Raw genomic sequence first — 21,078 nt, forward strand, 5'->3', positions numbered from 1 at the left:
GACGAATCGGCGGGGCCGGGCCGTTCTCAGGACAGGCCGAGGAGCAGGATGCGCGCCCCCACGAAGGCCAGGGCCAGGGCCAGGCTCTGGATGATGAAGCGGCCCTTGATGTGGTTCGAGAGGTAGGCCCCGGCCTGCGCCCCGCCGAGCACGCCGATGGATAGGTAGAGCGTGCGCTCCAGGCCGTGGTGGAACGAGCCGATGGCCACGTGGGTCAGGGTTCCGGCCAGGGCCATGAGCATGAGCACGAAGTGCGAGGTGGCCGTGGCCACGTGGACGGGGAAGTCCAGGAGATAGATCATGGCCGGGACGTGGATGATGCCGCCGCCGATGCCGAGGAAGCTCGAGACGAAGCCCACGAAGACGCTGATGACGACCCCGCGCCTGAGGGGGAAGGCGTATTCGTGCACCACGCCCTGGCTGTCCACGATGCGCCTGTGCGTGAGGTGCCCGCCCTCGCCCTCCGTCCTGGCCCGGGGCTGCGACCCGGGGCGCGGCGAGCGCATGATGAGGAAGACGGCTCCGGCCACCAGCAGGGCGCCGAAGATGGTGTCGAAGGCGCGGCGCGGCAGGAGCCCGGTGCCGAGCGCGCCGAGCACCGCGCCAGGCGTGGCGGCCAGGGCGAAGGCCAGGCCGGAGCGGTAGTCGATGCGGCGCATGGAGGCGTAGGCCCCGGTGCCCGAGGCGGCGTTGAAGAAGACCACGGCCAGGGAGATGCTGGTCAGCACGTCGGCCTGCTCGTTCGGGAAGAGGAGCAGCAGCAGCGGCATGAGCACGAAGCCGCCGCCCGCGCCGATGAGCGTGCCGTACGCCCCGGTGCCGAAGCCCAGGAGGATGAAGCCGAGCGCCTGCGCGAGGTCCATGTGCGCCATACGCTGTGTAGTAGCGCGGCGGGACGGGAAAGGGAACCGCCGGGCCTCACTCTGCGGCGAGCAGTTCCGCTCCCGCCGCTGGGAAGGACAGGGTGACGCGCGTGCCGCTCTTCTCCCCGGCCTCGTCCTGTCCGGGCTCGATGGACACGTCGCCCTTCAGCTGCTCCACGAGGCCGCGCACGAGCATGAGCCCGAGCGACTTGGCCTCGGAGATGTCCGCCACTTCGGGCATGCCCACGCCGTCGTCGGACACGCTGAGCACGATCTGCTCCTGCTCGCGGCGCATCCTGAGGCGCAGGCTGCCTCCGGCGCGGCCCACGAAGGCGTGGCGCACGGCGTTGGTGATCAGCTCGTTCAATATCAGCCCGCAGGGGATGGCCTTGTCCATGGGCAGGGAGAGGGCCTGGGCATCGACCGCCAGGGAGATTCTCGAGCCGCGCTGGAACGAGGCCACGAGGCGGGAGGCGAGGTTCTTCAGGTAGGCGGCGAAGTCCACGCGGGCGAGGTCGTGGGAGCGGTAGATGCTCTCGTGGACCAGGGCGAGGGTGGTGATGCGGTTGCGGCTCTCGGCGAAGATCTCCTGCAGCCCCGGATCGTCGATGCCGCCGGACTGCAGGTTCAGGAGGCTCGAGATGATCTGCAGGTTGTTCTTCACCCGGTGGTGGATCTCGCGCAGCAAGATGTCCTTCTCCTCCAGGGAGCGCCTGAGTTGCTCCTCGTAGGCCCTGCGCTCGGTCATGTCGCGGCCGATGCAGAAGATCATGCCCGCGTCGAGCAGGGGCTGCGCGCTCCAGGCGATCCAGCGCGTGGTGCCGTCCTTGCAGCTGTGGCGGACCTCGACCTGGAAGACCGGGATGCCGCGCAGGACCTTGGCCGTGGCAGAGGAGGCCAGGAAGGCGTCTTCGTCCATGACGGTGTCGCGCCAGCCGCGGCCCAGCAGCTCCTCGGCCTCGTAGCCCAGGGCCTTGCCCCAGGCCGGGTTGATCTGGCGCAGCCTGGCGTCCGTGTCCACGATGCAGAGCAGGTCCGGGGAGAGGGTGAAGAGCAGGGCCTGCTCGCGCCGGGCCTGGGCGCGGTCGTCGCGGGCCAGCAGGGCGGGCACGGCCACGGAGAGGAATTCCGCCACCCCCGAGAGCACGGCACGCTCGCGCTCCGTCCATTCCCGCTCCACGGGCGCGTTGAGGCTCAAGAGGCCGTGCAGCCCCTCGTCGTGGCGCACCGGGACGTCGAGCAGGGCCACGGTGCCCTGGGCCGCGAACTCGTGCGCGAAGGGCCGAAGCGGCGGTGAGGCGGCCACGTCGCTCACGGCCACCACGTCGTTCTGCCTGAGCAGGGCCAGATAGTCCGGCGCGGCGTTGAGGTCGAAGCTGCCGCCCGCGAGTGGGGCCATGCCTTCGGGCGCGGAGCAGGCGATGACCGAGCGCGTCCCGTCCTTGTCGACCACGGAGTAGCTGGCCCGCATCCCCGGGGCGAAGTCAGCGATGCGGCGCAGAACGTGGTCCAGGAACTCCTGCAGGGTGAGCTCGAAGAGGTTGGCCGAGGCGATGGAGTTGACCATCTCCAGCCGCTCCGTGTGCAGGCGCAGCCCCTCCTCCGCCAGGCGCCGCTCGCGTATCTCCTCGGCCAGCCGCTCGGCCATCTCGTCGAAGGCCCTGGCCAGGCGGTGGATCTCGCCCTGGCCGGGCGGGAGGTTCGTGCGCGCCGTGAGGTCGCCTCCCCCGAGCCTGCGCACGGCGGCCATGAGGGCCGAGACCTGGCGGAAGACGAAGACTTCGCCGCCCACGAAGATGACGGCCATGGACAGGAGCGCGACCAGGCACAAGAGGAGGTTGTAGCGCGTGAGCCGCGCGCCCATGGCCGCGAAGGCCTGCTCCTCCGGGCGGCCGATGCAGACGTCCAGGGAGCTTGCGCCGATCTTGAGCGGCGAGCAGGCGAAGAGGTATCTGCCGGCCGCGAGCCCTTGGGCCACGAAGGCGCCCCGGCCCGCGACGTTCCGGATGCCGCTGAAGAGCTTGGTGTCGGCGATGTTTTGCCCCACGAGCGCCGTGCCGTCCGGATGGCGCGCCAGGATGGTGCCGTCCGGGGTCAGGAGCGTCAGGCTCGAATCGGGCGGCAGGGAGATCCTGCCGATGACCGCGAGGATGCCGTCCAGGCTGGCCGAGACGGCCAGGATCCCGGAGACCGAGCCCGCGTCGTCGGTCAGGGGCAGGGCGAAGTTGATCTCCGCCCGTCCCGTGGCCGGGTCGAGCCGGTATTCGCTGCTCGTGAAGCGGCCCGTGCGCATGACCTCCCGGAACCAGGCGCGTTCGGAGACGTCGTTTGCGCGCGGCTCGGCGGAGGAGGCGCAGACCGTGTGGCCGGACGGGGAGAGGAGGCGGATGGCCGAGTACCGCGGGTAGCGTTCGCGCATCTCGGCGAAGAGGAGGGAGCAGGCGTTCGCCTCCTTGTCCGCGACCTGCGGGGTGCGTGAGAGGGTAATCAGGAACTGTTCCACGCCCTCCACGAACTGGTGCTCGGCAAAGGCCACGGAGTCGGCCAGCCGTTCGGCCTCGTGCAGCACGTCGTTCTCGGCGGAGATGCGCATCTCGCGGCGGGCGGAGAGCGTCACGAGCACGATGGGCACGAGGCCGCAGACAATGATGAGCAGCAGCCGGAAGCGGAGGCTGCCCACGATGCGGCCTACTCGGGTCGCGGAACCGGTCCCCTGCGAGAGGTCCCTGGCGGACATAGCCCCTCCGTGGCATGCGTGACACGACGATTTCAATTTATACGATTCGATGATTTGTGCTAATGATATTTCAACGGAGCGTATTCCCACCGCGAGCCAAGGGAGGGCGAGGTGCACGAGGAACACTGCGGCAAGCCCCGGGGCGCGGCGCCCGGCAGGCCTTCGGGCGGACAGGACGCCGTGGTCCAAGACGAGCCCGGACTCGCGCGGATGATCGTGTCGCGCAGCCCGGTGATCCTCTTCAAGCGCCTCCCGTCCCCGGATCCCCGGCTGGTCTTCGTCTCGGAGAACATCTCCCGCTTCGGATACTCGGCCGCGGATTTTCTGGAGGAGCGCGTGACCTGGCGCGACATCGTGCTGCCCGAGGACATGGAGCGGATGCGCCGCGAGATCCTCGACCACGCCGACGCGGGCAGCGACGAGTACTCCCAGGAGTACCGCATCGTCACCCGCGGGGGCGAGGTGCGCTGGGTGCACGACGTGACCACGGCCGTGCGCGGGGCGGACGGGAAGATCGCCTACTACCAGGGCGTGGCCACGGACGTGACGGAGCGCAAGCTGGCCGAGCTCTCGCTGCGCGAGAGCGAGGAGCGCCACCGCCGCATCCTGGAGACCGCGGCCGAGGGCTTCATGCTGCTGGACCCCGACCTGCGCATCGTCGAGGTCAACGAGGCCTACGCGCGCATGCTCGGCTACCCGCGCGACGCGCTCAGGGGCAAGACGCCCGCTGAGCTGGCCACGCCGGAATACGCGCGCTGGCTCGCGCGCAACCGCGAGGTGCTGCTCTCGCACGAGCACCGCATCTTCGAGGGCACGCTGCGCGGCAGGGAGGGGCGCACCGTGCCCGTGCTGATCCACGCCAACACCCTGCGCGACGTGGAGGGCCGCGTGGAGGGGCACGTGGCCTTCGTCACCGACCTCACGGAGCAGAAGCGCTCGCTGCGCCTGGCGGCCGAGGTCCAGCGGAGCCTCCTGCCGAGCGAGATGCCGGTGGTCGCGGGGCTCGACGTGGCGGCGCGCTCCGTGCCCTGCGAGGACCTGGGCGGCGACTATTTCGACCTCGTGGCCGGGCAGGGGCCGGACGGCGCCGGACTCACGGCCGCGGTGGGCGACATCTCGGGGCACGGCGTGGATTCGGCCCTGCTCATGGCCGCGGCGCGCGGCAGCGTGCGCCAGCAGCTGGCCAGCGGCGCGGAGCTCGGCGCCGCCCTGGCCGCGACCAACCGCGACCTCTTCCGCGACTTCCTGGCCACCTCGCGCTTCATGACGCTCCTGGCCGTGCGCCTGGACGGCGGCGGCAACCTCGAGTGGGCCCGGGCCGGGCAGGACCCTCCGCTGCTCTACGATCCGCGCGAGGACGCCTTCGCCAGCCTGCTCGGCGAGGGTCTGCCGCTCGGCGTGCTCGAGGACGCCCCCTACGCCCAGGAGCACTATGGCCCCCTGCCGCCGGGCACGGTGCTGGCGCTCGGCACGGACGGCATCTGGGAAGCGTCCGACCAGAGCGGAGAGCTCTTCGGCAAGGACCGCTTCATGGACGCGGTGCGCAGGTCCGCCCAGGGCAGCGCGGCCGAGATAGTGGAGGCCGTCTTCGCCGCGGTGAGCGAGTTCCAGCAAGCCTTGCGGCCTCAGGACGACATCACGCTCGTGGTCGTGAAGACCCTGGCCTGAGGGATTCCTTTCCCTTCGCGGCCGCCGCAGGGCGGCCATTCCTTCCTCTTATCCTCCGAAATTCCCTTTTCTCCTGCCATTCGGGAGATTCGTCATCTGTCGTTATATTTTTGATCGCGAGACTGGCGGCAAGCGCGTGCATGCCCTATGGTGTGAACATAGAAAAATCTGTCAGCATGTACCAATCAGCAAATTTTTCGGGGGGTTGTATGAAAAACCTCAAGTTGGGGATCAAGATGGGGCTCGGCTTCGGCCTGCTCATCGTCATTGCCTGCGTGCTCGGCGGGCTGGCCGTCTACAGCATGCGCGGCGTCAGCCAGGATGCGGACAGGCTGGACACGCAGTTCGTGCCCGAAGTGGCCAAGGCCAACGGGCTCGAGCGCGCCTACAGGGCCGCCATGCTCGAGACGCGCACCCTCTCCTTCACGGGCGACGAGGAGACCCTGCAGGCCGTGCGCCGGACCATGGGCGAGGTCAAGGAGGCCTTGCGCAAGGTCGAGGAGCATGCGCAGGCATTTCCGCAGCTGACGATCCTGCGCGAGAACGTGGCCAAGGCCAAGGAAAAGATCGCGCTGTACGAGTCCCTGAGCGACGAGACGGCCGCGCTGCAGGCGGGCATCGCCAAGGACCGCGACAAGCTCGACACCGCGGGGCAGCAGTACATGCGGAATTGCACCACCTTCCTGGCCGACCAGAACACGAGCATGGAGCGGGAGATACAGGCAAAGGCCCCCCCCCAGGTCCTGGCCGAGCGGCTGCAGAAGATCACCTGGGTCAACGAGATCATCGCTGTGGGCAACGACACGCGGGTCAGGAACTTCAAGTCCCAGGCCATGCGCGATCCCGAGATGGCCAAGGCCGCCTTGGCCAACTTCCCGAGGATCGACGAACTGCTGGGCAAGCTGCGCTCGATCACGCACAAGGAGAACAACCTGCAGCAGATCGAGCTGACCAAGAAGGCGGCGGACGACTACCATGCGGCCATGGCCGCGCTGTTGGACGCCTCGGTCAAGTTGGATGAGGTCACGGTGAGGCGCAACAAGGCCGCCGCCGAGGTCTTGACCGCCTGTCGCGAGACGGCCGACGCAGGCATGGAGCACACCTCCAAGATCGCCCACGAGTCCGTGATATCGCTGAACCGGGCCTCCTCGGTCATGGTCAGCGGGCTGGCCGTGGCCCTGCTCCTCGGTATCGTCCTGGCCGTCTACCTGACGCGCTCCATCACCCGGCCGGTGATCATGGGCGTGGACTTCGCCAAGGCCATGGCCGGGGGCGACTTCAGCCAGCGCCTGAACATCGACCAGAAGGACGAGGTGGGCGTGCTCGCGGGCGCGCTGAACGACATGGTCGAGCGCATCGGCCAGGTCGTGGCCGAGGTGCGCGGCGGGGCGGAGAACGTGGCCTCCGGCAGCCAGGAGCTCTCCGCCTCCTCCGAGACCCTCTCGCAGGGGGCCACGGAGCAGGCTGCGAGCGTGGAGGAGATCTCCTCCTCCATGGAGGAGATGGCCTCCAACATCCGGCAGAATGCCGAGAACGCCCGGCAGACAGAGAAGATCGCCCTGCAGTCGGCCAAGGACGCCGAGGACGGCGGCCAGGCCGTCACCGAGACCGTGTCTGCCATGAAGGAGATCGCGGAAAAGATCTCCATCATCGAGGAGATCGCCCGGCAGACCAACCTCCTGGCGCTGAACGCGGCCATCGAGGCGGCGCGTGCGGGCGAGCACGGCAAGGGCTTCGCCGTGGTCGCGGCCGAGGTGCGCAAGCTCGCCGAGCGCAGCGGCCAGGCCGCGGGCGAGATCAGCGAGCTCTCCGGCCGCAGCGTGGAGGTGGCCGAGAAGGCGGGCGGCATGCTCTCCAGGATGGTCCCGGACATCAAGCGCACCGCGGACCTCGTGCAGGAGATCGCCGCGGCCAGCGCCGAGCAGGACGCGGGCGCGGAGCAGATCAACAAGGCCGTGCAGCAGCTGGACAAGGTCGTGCAGCAGAACGCCTCGGGCGCCGAGGAGATGGCCTCCACCTCCGAGGAGCTCTCCAGCCAGGCCGAGCAGCTGCAGTCGACCATCTCCTTCTTCCGCATCGGCGCGGACGAGGGGACCCCCGGCGGCGTGAAGCACGCCGCGCACAAGGCGGGACCCCGCGCGCTTGCGGCGCGGACACCGGCCCGGCCTGCCCGGTCCGCGCCGAGCGGGCTTGCCCTGGAAATGGACGAGGACGCAGCCGACGGCGACGAGGGTTTCGAGCGCTTCTAGCGGGTGATCCGGCGGGCGGGCCTCCGGGCGCCGCCCGTGCCGCCCGTGCCGCGCAAGGCGCGTGCTCCGGGTGAGGGAAGCCGAGCGCCGGGCGCGCTCAGGCGCGCGGCAGGATCACGTGCAGGGTGGTGCCCTCGGTCTCCGAGGTGGTGAAGGCGACGTCGCCGCCGTGGGTGCGGGCCACAAGCCGCGCGATGTAGGTCCCGATGCCCGTGCCGCCCGGCTTGCCCGAGGTGCTGTACTTCTCGAAGAAGTTCGCGCGCACGTCCTTGGGCACCGTGCCCTGGTTGTGCAGCTTGATGCGCGCCGTGCCGTTCTCGAAATGCAGCGCGACGCGCAGGGATGTGCCCGCGGGCATGGCCTCCAGCGCGTTCTTCACCAGGTTGTCGAAGAGGCACTGCAGCAGGTCGCATTCGCCCTGGACCTCGAAGGATTCGCCCTCCCGCGGAGGGCGGCCGTCCACCAGCACCTCGATGGCGGCCGACTTGGCCGAAAGCAGGGCCGCCTGCTCGCGCCGGATGGAGCCGAAGACCGCCAGGAGGTCGCACGGCGCGCGCAAAAGCTCGTATTCCCCCTGCTCCATGCGGTGCAGATCCAGGGAGAGGCTGATGATGCGCATGGCCCGCTTGCCCGATTCCTTGAGCAGCTCCACGAGGCGCTGCTGCTCCTCCGAGAGGCCGCCCATCATGGCCAGGGCCTGGGCTACGGACACGGAGTTGCCGAGCGGCGTGCGCAGGTCGTGGCGGATCATGCGCTCCACGTCCTCCCTGACCTGCTCGAGCCGCTTGCGCTCGCCGATTCCCATGTGGATGCCCGCGGCGCGCAGCGGCCTGCCTTCCTCGTCCCACTCCACGGCCCTGCCCGAGCCGAGTATCCAGACGTAGCCCCCGGTTTTGGTCCGCATGCGGAATTCCACGGCGAAGGAGGAGGAGTTCAGCACCATGTGCCGCCTGTTGACCTCGAGGACGCGCTCGCGGTCGTCGGGGTGCAGCATCTCCGCGAAGAAATCGACGGCAGGCGGGACCTCGCCCGGCTCGTAGCCGAGCAGGCGCTGCCACTGGTCGCTGTAGAGCACCTCGCCCGTTGCCACGTTCCAGTCCCAGTAGCCGAGCCCCGCGCCCTCGATGACCAGCTCCAGGCGCCGCTTGGCGCGCAGGGTCTGGCTCTCCTCCTCCTTGCGGGCGGTGATGTCGCGGATGACCACGATGCCGTGGGATTCGCCGTCGTCGGCGGTGTTGCGCCAGGCATGGAGCTCGGCGGGGAAGGGAGTGCCCCCGGACGTCTCGATCGTCCGCTCGAAGTTCACGCGCTCCTCGGAGGAGAGATGCGCGGCGATCTCCGCGACCTCTTTCCCGATGGCCGCGCGTACCGCTTCCTGCGAGCCGCCGAAGGCATTCAGGGCTGCGGGGTTGATTTCGGAAATGGTGCCGTCGAGCATGAAGCGGACGATGGGGTAGGGCGAGTTCTCGAGGAATGCCCGGGTCCGTCGGCGGCTTTCCTCCTCCTGCCGGGCTGCCTGGTGCAGCCGCCGCCTGGAGAGGATCGCGCCCACGGCCAGGACCAGGGCCGCGAGCAGAAGAAGGAATTCGCCTCCGGCGTCGCGCAGGGTGTCCGCGAACCAGGTGGAGAGCAGGGCCTTCTTGTCCAGGACCACGGCCACCAGCAGGTCGCTGTTCGGGATCCGCGCAGCGGCGACGACGCCCGAGGCGGTGACCGCGGAGAGGAATCCCTTGCCGCGCAGGAGCGCCTGCTCCTCCTCGTCGAGCACGGGCGCCTGCCCGTTTCCCCCGGCGGCAGGCTCGTCAGGGGAGGCTGCCAGAAGGCGCAGGCCCGAGGTGTACAGGGCCGCGACCCGGACGTTGTCCAGGGACAGGCCGGAAAGGGCGACTCCGAGCCGCTTTTGGCCGAACAGCGCGGCCGTCAGGGTGCGGGAGCCTGCCGGACCCGGCGCGAGCCGGGCCACGAGCAGGCCGGGCACGCCGCTTTCGGCCTGGCTCAGGCCGAGCACGGCCGTCTCGTCGCCGCCCTGCTTCAGGCGCGTCCTGAGGGCCGCGAGGAACCCGGGCTGAAGACGGGCGCCGCCGTTCTCGTAGAGCGTGGTCTCGTTTCCCTGCGCATCCGCCATGAGCAGGGCGTCGAGGCCTGCCTGGGCCGCGGGCCGGGCGAAGAGCCCCTGCAGTTCCTGCGTCGAGGTCGTGCCCCGACTCACGTGCTCGGCCAGGCTTGCGAGCACGCAGTCCGCGCTGCGCAGCAGCCCCTGCAGGCTGCAGCTGCCCAGCGCCGCCCCGTCCTGGGCCTGCTGCCTGGCGAGGCGCAGGAGGTCCGCGCGGCTCTGCTCGGCCGTGTAGACGATCTGCCCCGCGGCCAGAAGCACGAGAAGCGCCGCCGCCGCAATGCCCAGGATGCCGAAGCGGGACTTCATGGGGCCGGCTGCGAAAGGTTCGGAGGCGGGAGGTGGTCCGGGGCGGCGCCGTCCACTGCGGCCCGCCGGGCGGGCGGGAATGGCCGCGGCGTGGGGCGAAGGCCGCTTCCGTCCGCCGCCGGGGCAGGCTGCGGACACGCCCGTCTCGGCATGTTGCCGGAAAAGGCGGACGCACGGGCGGACAAGAAAATATCCAGCATGAAAAAGTCTATTACGTCATTGGAATGAGAATTTACACGCCATGGCATGGTGTTTTTTTCGGAGAATCACCCGGAAAGCGAAAACGCTCCGCCGTTCGGGAGGATGCGTTTCCGGGAGCCGGGACCGGACAGGAGGGGCCGCGCCCGGGCGGACGCGCTCAGTCCACGAGCGCGACCTCGTCCCCGGGCCGGGCCGTGCCGCCCGCCAGCACGCGGGCGAAGACGCCCTTCTTGGGCATGATGCAGGAGCCCACGAGGGAGTGGATGGCGCACTTGTCGTGGCAGCGCTTGCCGATCTGGGTGATCTCGAGCAGCACGTCGCGGCCCACGCGGAGCTTCGCGCCCACGGGCAGCGCGGCCGGGTCCAGCCCCTCGACGAGGATGTTCTCGGCATAGGCGCCGGGGCCGATCTTCGGATGCTCGGCGGCCACGCGGGCCACCTCCTCGGCCGACAGGAGGCTCACCTGGCGTTCTCCGCCGCCGTGGGCGTCTCCCTGCACCCCGTATTCCACGACCAGGGTGATGCGCTCCACCGGCATCTTGGAGATGCCCTTGCGCTCGCTCGTGCAGACCGCGGCCACGCGGCCGTGGGTGGCGGACGGACTGGACAGGGACTTGGACATGGCGACCTCCGAAGGAAGGAATCGAATGCCGCCTCAATATCCTACTTTTCGGGTATGAATCAAGCGTTGTGCTCTGCGTGCGGTACCGGTGCGAAGAAAGGGCATAAAAAACGGGGCGGGGCATCCATGGATGCCCCGCCCCTGATGGGCGGTCGGCCGTGGGGCCGGTTTCAGCAGATGATGTCCGCGCTGATGTCGGAGAAGACGATGCGGTCCATGTACTCGGCCTTCTTGCCCTTGTTCCACTGCGACACCGGGCGGTAGTAGCCCACGATGCGCGTGAAGACCTCGGTCTCGGCGCCGCAGTCCGGGCACTCGAACTGCTCGCCCCGGATGTAGCCGTGCTCCTTGCACACCGAGAAGGTCGGGGTGATGGAGAGGTAGGGGATCTTGGTCTTGGTGAAGGCCTTGACGATGAAGCTCCGCAGCGCCTTGGTGTCGGCCACGGCCTCGCCCAGGAAGGAGTGGAAGACCGTGCCGCCGGTGTACATGGGCTGGAGCATGTTCTGGTGCTCCAGGGCGTAGAAGACGTCCGCGGTCTCGCCCACGGGCAGGCAGGTGGAGTTGGTGTAGTAGGGCGTGCCGTTGCCCGAGGCCGCGATGCCCTCGTAGAGCGACTTGTCGATCTTGGCCAGGCGGTAGCTCGTGCCCTCGGCCGGAGTGGCCTCGAGGTTGTAGAGGTTGCCCGTCTCCTCCTGGAAGCGGCGCGTGAGGCCCTGCAGGTGCTCCAGGGCGTGCTGCATGAGGCGGACGCCCGCCTCGGTCTGGATGCCCTTGCCGAGCAGGTTCAGGCAGGCCTCGTGGCCGCCCACCAGGCCGATGGTCGAGAAGTGGGCCTTGTAGCCGTTCTTCAGGTAGCGCTTGGTCCAGGGGAAGAGGCCGCGCTCGAGGTTGTCGTTGACCAGCTTGCGCTTGAACTCCAGGGAGTCGCGCGCGAGCTCGGCGTACTCGGTGATCAGGTCGAGGAAGTCCTCCTCGCCCTGGGCGAGGTAGGCGAGCTTGGGCAGGTTCAGGGTGACCACGCCGATGGAGCCGGTCAGGTCGCCCGCGCCGAACAGGCCGCCGGTCTTCTTGCGCAGCTCGCGCAGGTCCATCTGCAGGCGGCAGCACATGGAGCGCACGTCCTCGGGGTCGAGGTCGGAGTTGATGAAGTTCTGGAAGTAGGGCGCGCCGTACTTGGCGGTCATCTGCAGGAGCAGCTCGCCGATCTCGGACTCCCAGGGGAAGTCCGGGGTGACGTTGTAGGTCGGGATGGGGAAGGAGAAGATGCGGCCGTGGAAGTCGCCCGCGAGCATGACCTCCACGAAGGCCTTGTTGATCATGTCCATCTCGGCCTGGTAGTCGCCGTAGGTGGAGTCGAGCATCTTCCCGCCCACGATGACCGCCTCCTTGGCGATGTGCTTCGGGGCCTTGAGGTCGAAGGTCAGGTTGGTGAAGGGCGACTGGCCGCCCCAGCGCGAGGTCGTGTTCAGGTTGAAGACGAACTTCTGCATGGCCTGGCGCACCTGCTCGTAGTCCAGGCCGTCCGCCCGGATGAAGGGCGCGAGGTACGTGTCCACGTTGTTGAAGGCCTGGGCCCCGGCCCATTCGTTCTGCAGCGTGCCCAGGAAGTTGACCATCTGTCCGAGGATGGAGTCGAAGTGGCGCGCCGGACCGGCCGAGGAGCGGCCTTCCAGGTTGAAGCCCTCGAGCAGCAGGTCGCGCAGGCTCCAGCCCGCGCAGTAGCCGGCCAGGCCGAAGGACAGGTCGTGGATGTGGAAGTAGCCGTGCTGATGCGCGGCGCGGATCTCCTCCGGATACTTCTCCAGGGCGTAGCGGGCCTGGACCGTGCCCGAGAGGTGCAGCATGAGCCCCTGGAAGGAGTGGGTCATGTTGGCGTTCTCGTTGACGCGCCAGTCCGCCTTGTTGATGTAGTTGTCGATCGTCTCCTGGATGTCCACGTACGCCTGCTTCTGCTCGCGCAGCTGGCGGCGCTTCTCGCGGTAGACGATGTAGCGGCGGGCCACGTCGAAGAGACGCGACTCCATGAGCACGGTCTCGACCAGATCCTGGAGCTGCTCCTGCTCGGGGACGTCCACGCCCTCGAGCTTGATCTCGACCTTACGGGCGAGGCGCCTGGCGAGAAGCGGGTCCTTGATCCCGCTGGCCTTCAGGGCCTTGAGGATGGCGTTCGCGATGCGGTCCGTGGACCACGTCTCCAGGCACCCGTCTCTTTTCCGGATCTGGCTGGGCATGACTCCTCCTGGGGGGAACATAGGCGTTGATGGTCAGGACGTGGCCTGCGGGCAGACAGGCCCGCACGGCCGCGATGTCGTCGTCGTCGAGCAGGGGCACGCGGGTGCAGCGGAAGGTGAAGACCCCGGGGCGGCTTCGGGCGAGGTCGAAGATGCGGGAGAGCCGCTCCTCGGCCTCTTCGGCCGTGGCGTGCCTGCCCGTCAGGGCGGGGTACTTGGCCCACGGACCCTTGACGTCCACGTGGACCTCCTCGACGAGGCCTGCGGCCAGGACCTCGGCGATGATCTCGGGCCGCATGCCGTTGGAGTCGAGCTTCACGGGCATGCCCGCGGCGCGGATGTCGCGCAGGAAGTCCGCCAGATGCGGCACGGCCGTGGGCTCGCCCCCGGAGACGGTGACGCCCTCGAGCCACCCGGCGCGGCGGGAAAGAAAGTTGAGCACGTCCGGCTTGTAGAGCACGGGCAGGGTCTCGGGCTCCCAGGCCAGGCCGAAGTTGTGGCAGGTGGGACAGCGCAGGTTGCAGCCGCCGAGGAAGAGGACGGCGCAGGGACGGCCGGGCCAGTCGCACAGGCTCAAGGGCTGTATGCCTCTCAGGTGTCCCCAGGCGTCTGCCGGAATGTCGAACATAGTCTCCCGTTGGTCGGCAGGCCGCGCCGCTGCCTTCCTCGAAAAGGAAAGGGGACGCGGGCGGGGCCTGCGCGTGCTGCGGCGCACCGTCGCCCGGCCCGCAGCGATGCCGGTTCGGCCGGTCCGCGCTCCGGCGCGGGCCGGACGAAGCCGCGCCTTCGGAAAGGGGGCTGTCCGGACTGCATCCGGCCGTGGGGGGGCGGCGGTGCTGTCGTCTGGCTGTCTGCCGTGCCCGGCCGCTGTGCGCGGCGCGGAATGTCAATACTGTTGTAGCGTTGCACAGTGTATGGCTGCGCTGTGCAATGCACGATGCATTCTAGTATAGCAGGCCGCGGCCTTTGTACAGCATCGCCCCCGTTTTTCGGGGCCGCGATTCGTCCACAGCCCCGTCTGCCTTGCCGTGCTCGTGCTCTGCGCCGTGCGCGCCCCATTTTCCACAGTGCATATTCCGAGGGAAGCGAGGCGCATCAAGGGTGTCGTGCTTCGGTTGTGGAGGATATTTTTTCTCCACAAAAAGCGACGAAAGTGTGACCTCCCGGCGTCCTTGTGCGTCACGAAGGGCCCGGGGCCGCGCGCCGTGCGCGTTTGTGCCGCGCGCCCGGACAGTCCGGAACGGTGTGCGTCGCCGGGCGGAGCCGGACGAGGGCCGCGTCGGCCGTCCCGGTGTACGCCTTCGGCGGACGGACTTCGTCCTGGGCCATACTCCGCAAGGGCTCCCGGAGGTCCGGCGACGTCCGCCCACCGGCGCCGCGGGGCGGACTGGGAAGGAAGGCGCAAGAATTTTGCACAGGATAGGGGGCCGGAATGGCGTCTCTTCTTGTCCCGACCAGGGGGCGCGGAGGGGCTGCGGCGCCGCCGCGCAGGCGTCCGAGGCACGCCGCCCCCCTTGCGCATCGGGCCGGATTGACTACTATATGCAAGGAACACGAACCTCAGACCTTCAGGGAGAACGACATGACCCATTTCGCCGCGCGCCGCCCGGTCGCCGCCTGCCTGACGCTCCTTCTCGCCGTGGCCCTGGCCTCGCTCTCCGCCTGCGACGGAGGCGGTGCCAAGGGCAGTCCCGGGGGGCTCGTGGGCTGGGAGAAGGGCAGCGCCTTCGACCAGAAGTACAACGTCGCCGAGTTCGACAAGATCAAGGGCTATTTCGTCAAGATCAGCGACGTCACGCCCCTGCCCGGCATGGCCGAAGGCTCGGCCGTGGTCCTGAAGGACCGCGCGGACGGCGAGCCCGTGACCGTGATCGTGGGACCCTCGAGCTTCGTGCACGAGGATCTGGAGAAGCTCGGCCTGCGCGACGGCGAGCGCATCAACGCCTACGGCGCCTGGACGCGCCTGGGCGACAAGGACGTGCTCATCGCCACCAAGATCAAGAAGAACGAGAAGGAATTCCTCAAGGTGCGCCGTACCAAGGACGGCATGCCCTACTGGTCCATGTCCAAGGAGGATTTGGCCAAGGAGCGCGAGGCCATGGCCGACGAATAGCCTGCTTCCCGGACGCGCCGACCGCGCCCGTCGGATGTGTCCGGATGGGCCCGGCGTCATGGTTCGGCACTGACCGGCACTGATCGGCACTGATACGTGCAAGCCCGCGGCCCGCGGCGCCCCATGCGGCGTCGCGGGCCGCGACGCGTTCAGGGTGCGTGGTTGAAGGCGCGTGCTCCGGAGGCGAGCCTCGCGGCGCCGCCTCAGCCGTCCACGGACAGGGTGGAGGGCGGAGCGGAGTCGTCGGTGTCGGGCAGGGACCCGGCAGGACGGCTCGGTTCGGCGTCGGCCTCGGGCGGCGCCACGTCCCACTCCTTGCCAGCGACCTGGGAGTACAGCCCGCGCGCGTCCCGAAAACCCGGGTTGCGGCGCAGGGCGCGCTCGAGGAAGGCCTCTGCCTGTCCCGTGTCGCCCGCGTAGAGGTAGGCCTTGGCGATGTTGTAGAAGAGGTATTCGTCGTCCGGGGTCAGCTCCAGGGCCTGGCTGTAGGCGTGGATCGCCCCGGCGTAATCGCCCTTGCGCCGAAGCTCCACGCCCAGCGCGTTGTAGGGATTCACGGCGTCCGGATCGGCCTTCAGGATCTCCACGAAGATCTCCTTGGTCTCCTGCAGGCGGTCCTGCAGGGCGTAGATCTCCGCGGCCGTGCGCAGCTCCTCGAGGTAGCGCGCCGTGTCGTTCAGCCCCCGGTAGGCGTGGGCCAGTCCCTTGTGGGCCTCGGCGAAGAGCTCGCCCAGGGCCACGGCGCGGTTGAAGGCGACCATGGCCGTGCCGTAGCGCTGCGCCTGAAGGTGGCGCATGCCCACGTCGAAATAGCGGTGGGATTCCTCCTCGCCGTCCACGATGCTGCGGAACTCCTCGGCCGCCTCGGAGAACTTGCCGAGGCTCAAAAGCTCGTGGGCCCTGGCCAGCTTGGCCTCGCCCTCCTCGTCCAGGGCGGCGGAGTCCACGGCCATCTGCAGGTGGCGCTCGAAGGTGGCCAGGGCGTAGGGCCTGAGCACGTAGCCCGAGCAGCCTGCGGAGATGGCGTTCAGGACCTGCTCGCGCCTGTTCTCCTGCGTGACCATGACCACGGGCAGGAGGCGGCCTTCGGGGCTGCGCCTGAGCATGCGCAGGAAATCGAGGCCGGACATGTCGTCCATCTCGTCGTCCACGAGCAGCACGTGCGCCGGGTCCGTGGGCATCTCCTCCATGACCTCGGCGCCGCTGCCGAGAACGTCGGGCTGCGGCAGGCGCAACCGCTTCAGCGAGCGCCTGTCCGTGGTGACGTTCGTCTCGCTGTGCGTCAGGATGGTGATCTTCTTGATTGTGCGCGCCATGGCCGAACTCCAAGGCCTTGTGTGTCAGAAAACCTCGCAGGCGTACACCCCCAAGGTTCCACCCGGTCCGGCACGCCCGGACAGAGGGCATACCGCCTCCGAGGCTTGGCCGCCGTGTTTCCGACCGCGCCATGTGGTTTTCTTCGAGCCGAACCGTGGTATGGTAACCGGGAAACCCTGTCCGGGAGGTCCCATGCGCCACGCTCACCCGCTCTGCTTCCTCCTGCTCGCGTTCCTCGCGCTGCCCGCGTGCGGCGGAGACGTCGCGCCCGGCCAGCGCGCCGCCCGGGAGGGGGAGCATGCGCCGCAGCAAAGCGCCCAGGCCGTGCGCCGCATGGTCCAGGAGAGCGAGGAGTCCGTGGGCACGGTCAGGCCCAAGACCGAGATCAGCGTGGCCGCCCAGGTGCTGGCCCGCGTGGCCTCGGTCCTGGTGCGGCCGGGCGCGCGCGTGGACAAGGGCCAGACCCTGGTCACGCTCGACCCGCGCGAGTTCGAGGCCCGGTCCGGGGCCGCGGCCCAGAGCCTGGCCGAGGCGCGCGCCTCGCTCGGCCAGTCCGAGCAGGCCATCACCGCGGCCCGCGCCCAGGCGGACAAGACCCGCACCACCTACGAGCGGCTGCGCGCCCTCTACGCCCAGGGCGCCGTGGCCGCCGAGGAGATGGAGAGCGCGCGGCGCGACATGCTGCAGGCAGCGGCCGCCCTGAACCAGGCCCGCGAGGGCCAGGCCCAGGCCCAGGCCGCGGTCAGGCGTTTCGAGAACCTCGAGCGCGAGGCGGACATCAACCAGGGCTACACGGTCATCACGGCGCCCGAGGCGGGCGAGGTGGTGCGCCGCCTGGTCGAGCCCGGGGACGTGGCCTCGCCGGGCAAGCCGCTGCTCGTCCTGCAGACCGGCGGCAAGCTCTGGCTCGAGGCCGCGGTGCGCGAGGGGCTGATCGGCCGGACCCCGGTGGGCGAGCGGCTGACCGTGCACATCGACTCGCTCTCGAGCGACCTGCCCGGCACCGTGGAGGAGGTCGTGCCCTCGGCCGACCCGGCCACCCGCACCTTCATCGTGCGCGTCGGCCTGCCTCCCGCACAAGGCCTCTACCAGGGCATGTTCGGCAGGCTCATCATCCCCGTGGGGCAGCGCGAGGCCGTGCTCGTGCCGCGCGCCGCCCTCCGCCGCGTGGGCCAGCTCTCCACGGTGCTCCTGAAGACCGCGGAGGGCTGGCGCGACGTCTACGTGCGCCTCGGCCGGGTCCAGGGCGGGGAGGTGGAGGTCCTGGCCGGGCTTTCGGGCGGCGAGACCGTGGGGCTTTCGGACGCCTCCGGAGGCGGGGCCGATGCCGAGTGAGGAGCGTCCCCCGCAGGGGACCCCGGGGGACGGCGCGCCGAATCCGCCCGCGGGCCACGCGCAGAGCGCGGCCGGGCGCCTGATCGGCACGGTCGTCGCGGCCTTCCTGGAATCGCGCCTCTCCCTCCTGCTGCTCATCTTCTCCCTGCTCGTGGGCATCATCGCCGTGCGTGCCACGCCCAAGGAGGAGGAGCCGCAGATCGTGGTGCCCCTGGCCGACGTCTCGGTCTCGGTGCCCGGGGCCTCGGCCGAGGAGGTCGAGAAGCTCGTGACCACGCCGCTCGAGCGCATCCTCTGGCAGATCGACGGCGTGGAGTACGTCTACTCGGTCTCGCGACGCGACCAGGCCCTGGCCACGGTGCGCTTCTACGTGGGCGAGAACCGCGAGGACGCGCTCGTCAGGCTGCACAACGCCATCACCCGGAACCTCGACCTCGTGCCGCCCGTGGTCCACGGCTGGACGGTCAAGAACGTCGAGGTGGACGACGTGCCCATCGTCCTCCTGACCCTCTCCTCGCCCAAGCTTTCCGACTACGAGCTGACGCGCATCGCCGAGGAGATGGTGCCGCGCCTGGCCGAGATCCCGGACGTCTCGCTCGTGCAGCTGGCCGCGGCCCGGCCGCGCGAGGTGCGCGTGGAGCTCTCGCCCGAGCGCATGGCCGGTTTCGGGGTCACGGCGCTCGAGGTGCGCGACGCCCTGGCCGGCGCGGACGCGGCCGTGACCGCAGGCGACCTGACGCGCGCGGACAAGGAGCTTCGCGTCACGGCCAACAGCTTCATCATGAACGCGGCCGAGGCCGGTTCCGTGGTCGTGGCCGTGCACGACGACCGCCCGGTAACGCTTTCGGACGTCGGCCGCGTGGTGGACGGCCCGGCCGAGCCGGACGCCTACTCGCGCCACGCCTTCTCCCTGCGCGTGGCCGCGGAGCGCGGGGCGGGGCATGAAGACGACTCCCGCTCCCTGCCCTCGGTGACCATCGCGGTGAGCAAGAAGCGCGGCAGCAACGCCGTGACCGTGGCCAAGGCCGTGCGCGAGCGCGCCGAGGAGCTGCGCGCCGACGTGCTGCCGAGCGGCGTGGAGCTGACCGTGACGCGCGACTACGGGGAGACGGCGCACGCCAAGGTCTCTGACCTCCTCTCCTCCCTCGGCTTCGCCATCGCCACCGTGGTCCTGCTGCTGGTCCTGACCATGGGCTGGCGGGAGTCCCTGGTGGTGGCCGTGTCCGTGCCGGTCAGCTTCTCGCTGGCGCTCGGCGTGAACTATCTCCTCGGCTACAGCATCAACCGCGTGACGCTCTTCGCCCTCATCCTCTCCCTCGGCCTGGTGGTGGACGACCCCATCACCAACGTGGACAACATCCAGCGCCACATCCGCCTGAATCCGGGCGAGCCCCGGCGCGCCGCGCTCGCGGCCGTGGCCGAGGTCCTGCCGCCGGTGATCATGTCGAGCCTCGCGGTCATCGTCTCCTTCCTGCCGCTGTACTTCATCACCGGCATGATGGGCCCCTACATGGCGCCCATGGCGGCCAACGTGCCCCTGACCGTGACCTTTTCCACCGTGGCCTCCCTGACCGTGGTCCCCTGGCTGGCCTACCTGCTGCTCAAGGACCGGGCCATGCGGCCGGTGTCCGAGGGCGCGCGGGCCGGGGGCGGGGCCAATCCCGTGGTGCGCCGCCTCTACGAGCGCGCGGTGCTGCCCTTCCTCGAGAGCCGGGGCCGCCGCCGCGCCCTGTGGCTGGTCATCCTCGGGCTGCTCGTCGTCTCCGTCTCCCTGCCGCTCCTGCGCCTCGTGCCGCTCAAGATGCTGCCCTTCGACAACAAGAACGAGCTGCAGCTGGTCATCGACATGGACGAGGGCACGCCGCTCGAGGCCACGGACCGCTGCGTGCGCGCCTTCGAGGAGTATCTGCGCGGCGTGAACGAGGTGCGCGACGTGACCACGTTCGCGGGCACGGCCTCGCCCGTGGACTTCAACGGCCTCGTGCGCCAGTACTATCTGCGCCGGGGCGGCAACGTGGCCGACATCCGCATCACGCTCGCCGACAAGTCGCGCCGGGCCGAGCAGAGCCACGCCATCGCGCTGCGGCTGCGCCGCGACCTGACGGCCATCGCGACAAAGTTCGGCGCGCGGCTGAAGATCGTGGAGACGCCGCCCGGGCCGCCCGTGGTGGCCACCCTGGTGGCCGAGGTCTACGCGGAGCCGGGCATATCCTACGGCCGCCAGCTCGCCGGGGCCTTCCAGGTCGAGGACATGATGCGCGGCCAGCCGCTGGTGGTGGACGTGGACGACTCGGCCGAGACCGAGCGCGACCGCCTGGACTTCGTGCTCGACAAGACCAAGGCCGCGCTGCACTCGGTCACGGCCGAGGACGTGGCCGCCACGCTCTCCCTGGCCCTGTCCGGCGCCGCCCCGGCCATGGTCCACGAGCCCTACGAGCGCCAGCCCCTGTACCTGCGCCTGGTCCTGCCGCGCTCGCGCATGGCCGACGTCACGGAGCTCGAGCGACTGCCCCTGCGCGGCAAGGGCGGGGAGATCGTGCCGCTGGGCGAGCTCGGCCGCTTCGAGAAGGTTCCCGAGGACCAGCCCATCCTGCACAAGAACCTGCGCCGCGTGGCCTACGTCTTCGGCGACACGGCGGGGCGGCCGCCGGGCGAGGCGGTGCTCGACATGCAGTCGTACCTGCGCGCGCATCCCCTGCCGCAGGGGTTGACGGCCGAGTGGGCGGGCGAGGGCGAGTGGAAGATAACGCTCGACGTCTTCCGCGACCTCGGCATCGCCTTCGCCGCGGCGCTCGTCTGCATCTGGGTGCTTCTGGTCATCGAGACCGGCTCGCTCGGGCTGCCCGTGCTCCTCATGTCCGCCATCCCGCTGACGCTGCTCGGCATCATGCCGGGCTTCTTCTTCCTCAACCTCGTGGCCGGGCGCACGGTGGACGGCTTCCCGGACCCCGTGTTCTTCACGGCCACGAGCATGATCGGCATGATCGCGCTGGGCGGCATCGTCATCCGCAACTCCGTGGTGCTCATCGAGTTCGTCAAGGACGAGCTGGCCCAGGGCACGCCGCTTCGGGAGGCCATCGTGCGCAGCGGCTCGGTCAGGCTCCGGCCCATCGTGCTCACGGCCGCGACCACGGCGCTCGGCGCCTGGCCCATCACGCTGGATCCCATCTTCTCGGGACTGGCCTGGGCGCTCATCTTCGGCATCGCGGCCTCCACGCTCTTCTCGCTGCTGGTGGTGCCGGTGGCCTATTACGCGGTGTACGGAAAGGAGGCGGAGGAAGGGCCGGGAAGCGGGGGAGGGGAGAGCGCCGTCTAGC

The 21,078-nt window shown here is 69.6% G+C and carries 12 protein-coding genes; 5 read left to right on the plus strand and 7 right to left on the minus strand.

Translation table 11 applies throughout. The features are described 5' to 3' along the window. Positions 1–26 precede the first annotated feature (26 nt). Together DSX2_RS00100 and DSX2_RS17330 are read right to left on the minus strand one after the other, a co-directional pair. Positions 27–863: a sulfite exporter TauE/SafE family protein gene (locus DSX2_RS00100; RefSeq protein ID WP_020878976.1), complete on the minus strand. Its 837-nt coding sequence runs from the start codon at positions 861–863 to the stop codon at positions 27–29. 55 nt (positions 864–918) lie between these two features. After that, positions 919–3,600: a histidine kinase dimerization/phosphoacceptor domain -containing protein gene (locus DSX2_RS17330; RefSeq protein WP_020878977.1), complete on the minus strand. Its 2,682-nt coding sequence runs from the start codon at positions 3,598–3,600 to the stop codon at positions 919–921. Between the two features lie 111 nt (positions 3,601–3,711). On the opposite strand from DSX2_RS17330, the gene DSX2_RS17335 reads away from it, so the two are divergent. Together DSX2_RS17335 and DSX2_RS00115 are read left to right on the plus strand one after the other, a co-directional pair. Continuing rightward, positions 3,712–5,268 (plus strand): PP2C family protein-serine/threonine phosphatase, encoded by a 1,557-nt coding sequence (locus DSX2_RS17335; RefSeq protein WP_020878978.1) that lies wholly within the window; start codon positions 3,712–3,714, stop codon positions 5,266–5,268. Positions 5,269–5,477: 209 nt separating this feature from the next. Continuing rightward, positions 5,478–7,517 carry a methyl-accepting chemotaxis protein gene (locus tag DSX2_RS00115; RefSeq protein WP_020878979.1) on the plus strand — a complete coding sequence of 680 codons (2,040 nt, stop codon included), beginning with the start codon at positions 5,478–5,480 and terminating at the stop codon, positions 7,515–7,517. A 97-nt stretch (positions 7,518–7,614) separates the two neighbouring features. Here DSX2_RS00115 and DSX2_RS17340 read toward each other — a convergent pair whose 3' ends face one another. From DSX2_RS17340 to DSX2_RS17880, 4 genes are all read right to left on the minus strand, one after another. Then, positions 7,615–9,939 (minus strand): PAS domain-containing protein, encoded by a 2,325-nt coding sequence (locus DSX2_RS17340; protein WP_020878980.1) that lies wholly within the window; start codon positions 9,937–9,939, stop codon positions 7,615–7,617. A gap of 358 nt (positions 9,940–10,297) precedes the next feature. Then, entirely contained in the window at positions 10,298–10,762 is a 465-nt protein-coding gene (locus DSX2_RS00125) for an MOSC domain-containing protein (RefSeq protein WP_020878981.1), read from the minus strand. 170 nt (positions 10,763–10,932) lie between these two features. Next, positions 10,933–12,963, minus strand: a complete 2,031-nt coding sequence (locus tag DSX2_RS00130) for a ribonucleoside triphosphate reductase (RefSeq protein WP_236615052.1) — start codon at positions 12,961–12,963, stop codon at positions 10,933–10,935. Continuing rightward, positions 12,863–13,624, minus strand: coding sequence for an anaerobic ribonucleoside-triphosphate reductase activating protein (locus DSX2_RS17880; protein WP_236615049.1), 762 nt, complete (start codon positions 13,622–13,624; stop codon positions 12,863–12,865). Before DSX2_RS17880 ends, DSX2_RS00130 begins: the two co-directional genes overlap by 101 nt. Positions 13,625–14,578: 954 nt before the next feature. On the opposite strand from DSX2_RS17880, the gene DSX2_RS00140 reads away from it, so the two are divergent. Next, entirely contained in the window at positions 14,579–15,109 is a 531-nt protein-coding gene (locus tag DSX2_RS00140; RefSeq protein WP_020878983.1) for a hypothetical protein, read from the plus strand. A gap of 203 nt (positions 15,110–15,312) precedes the next feature. Here the strand turns inward: DSX2_RS00140 and DSX2_RS00145 are convergent, their stop codons facing one another. Further along, on the minus strand, positions 15,313–16,425 hold the full coding sequence (locus DSX2_RS00145; RefSeq protein WP_020878984.1) for a tetratricopeptide repeat protein: 1,113 nt from the start codon (positions 16,423–16,425) through the stop codon (positions 15,313–15,315). A 193-nt stretch (positions 16,426–16,618) separates the two neighbouring features. Between DSX2_RS00145 and DSX2_RS00150 the strand changes: the two genes are divergently transcribed. Both DSX2_RS00150 and DSX2_RS00155 read left to right on the plus strand, forming a co-directional pair. After that, a complete protein-coding gene (locus tag DSX2_RS00150; RefSeq protein ID WP_020878985.1) occupies positions 16,619–17,761 on the plus strand; it encodes an efflux RND transporter periplasmic adaptor subunit in 1,143 nt (380 codons plus the stop codon). Further along, complete coding sequence (locus DSX2_RS00155) at positions 17,751–21,077, plus strand: efflux RND transporter permease subunit (protein ID WP_020878986.1); 3,327 nt, start codon at positions 17,751–17,753, stop codon at positions 21,075–21,077. Before DSX2_RS00150 ends, DSX2_RS00155 begins: the two co-directional genes overlap by 11 nt. Position 21,078: the final 1 nt, after the last annotated feature.

Source organism: Desulfovibrio sp. X2 (assembly GCF_000422205.1).
In the GTDB taxonomy this organism is placed as follows: Bacteria; Desulfobacterota; Desulfovibrionia; order Desulfovibrionales; family Desulfovibrionaceae; genus Alkalidesulfovibrio.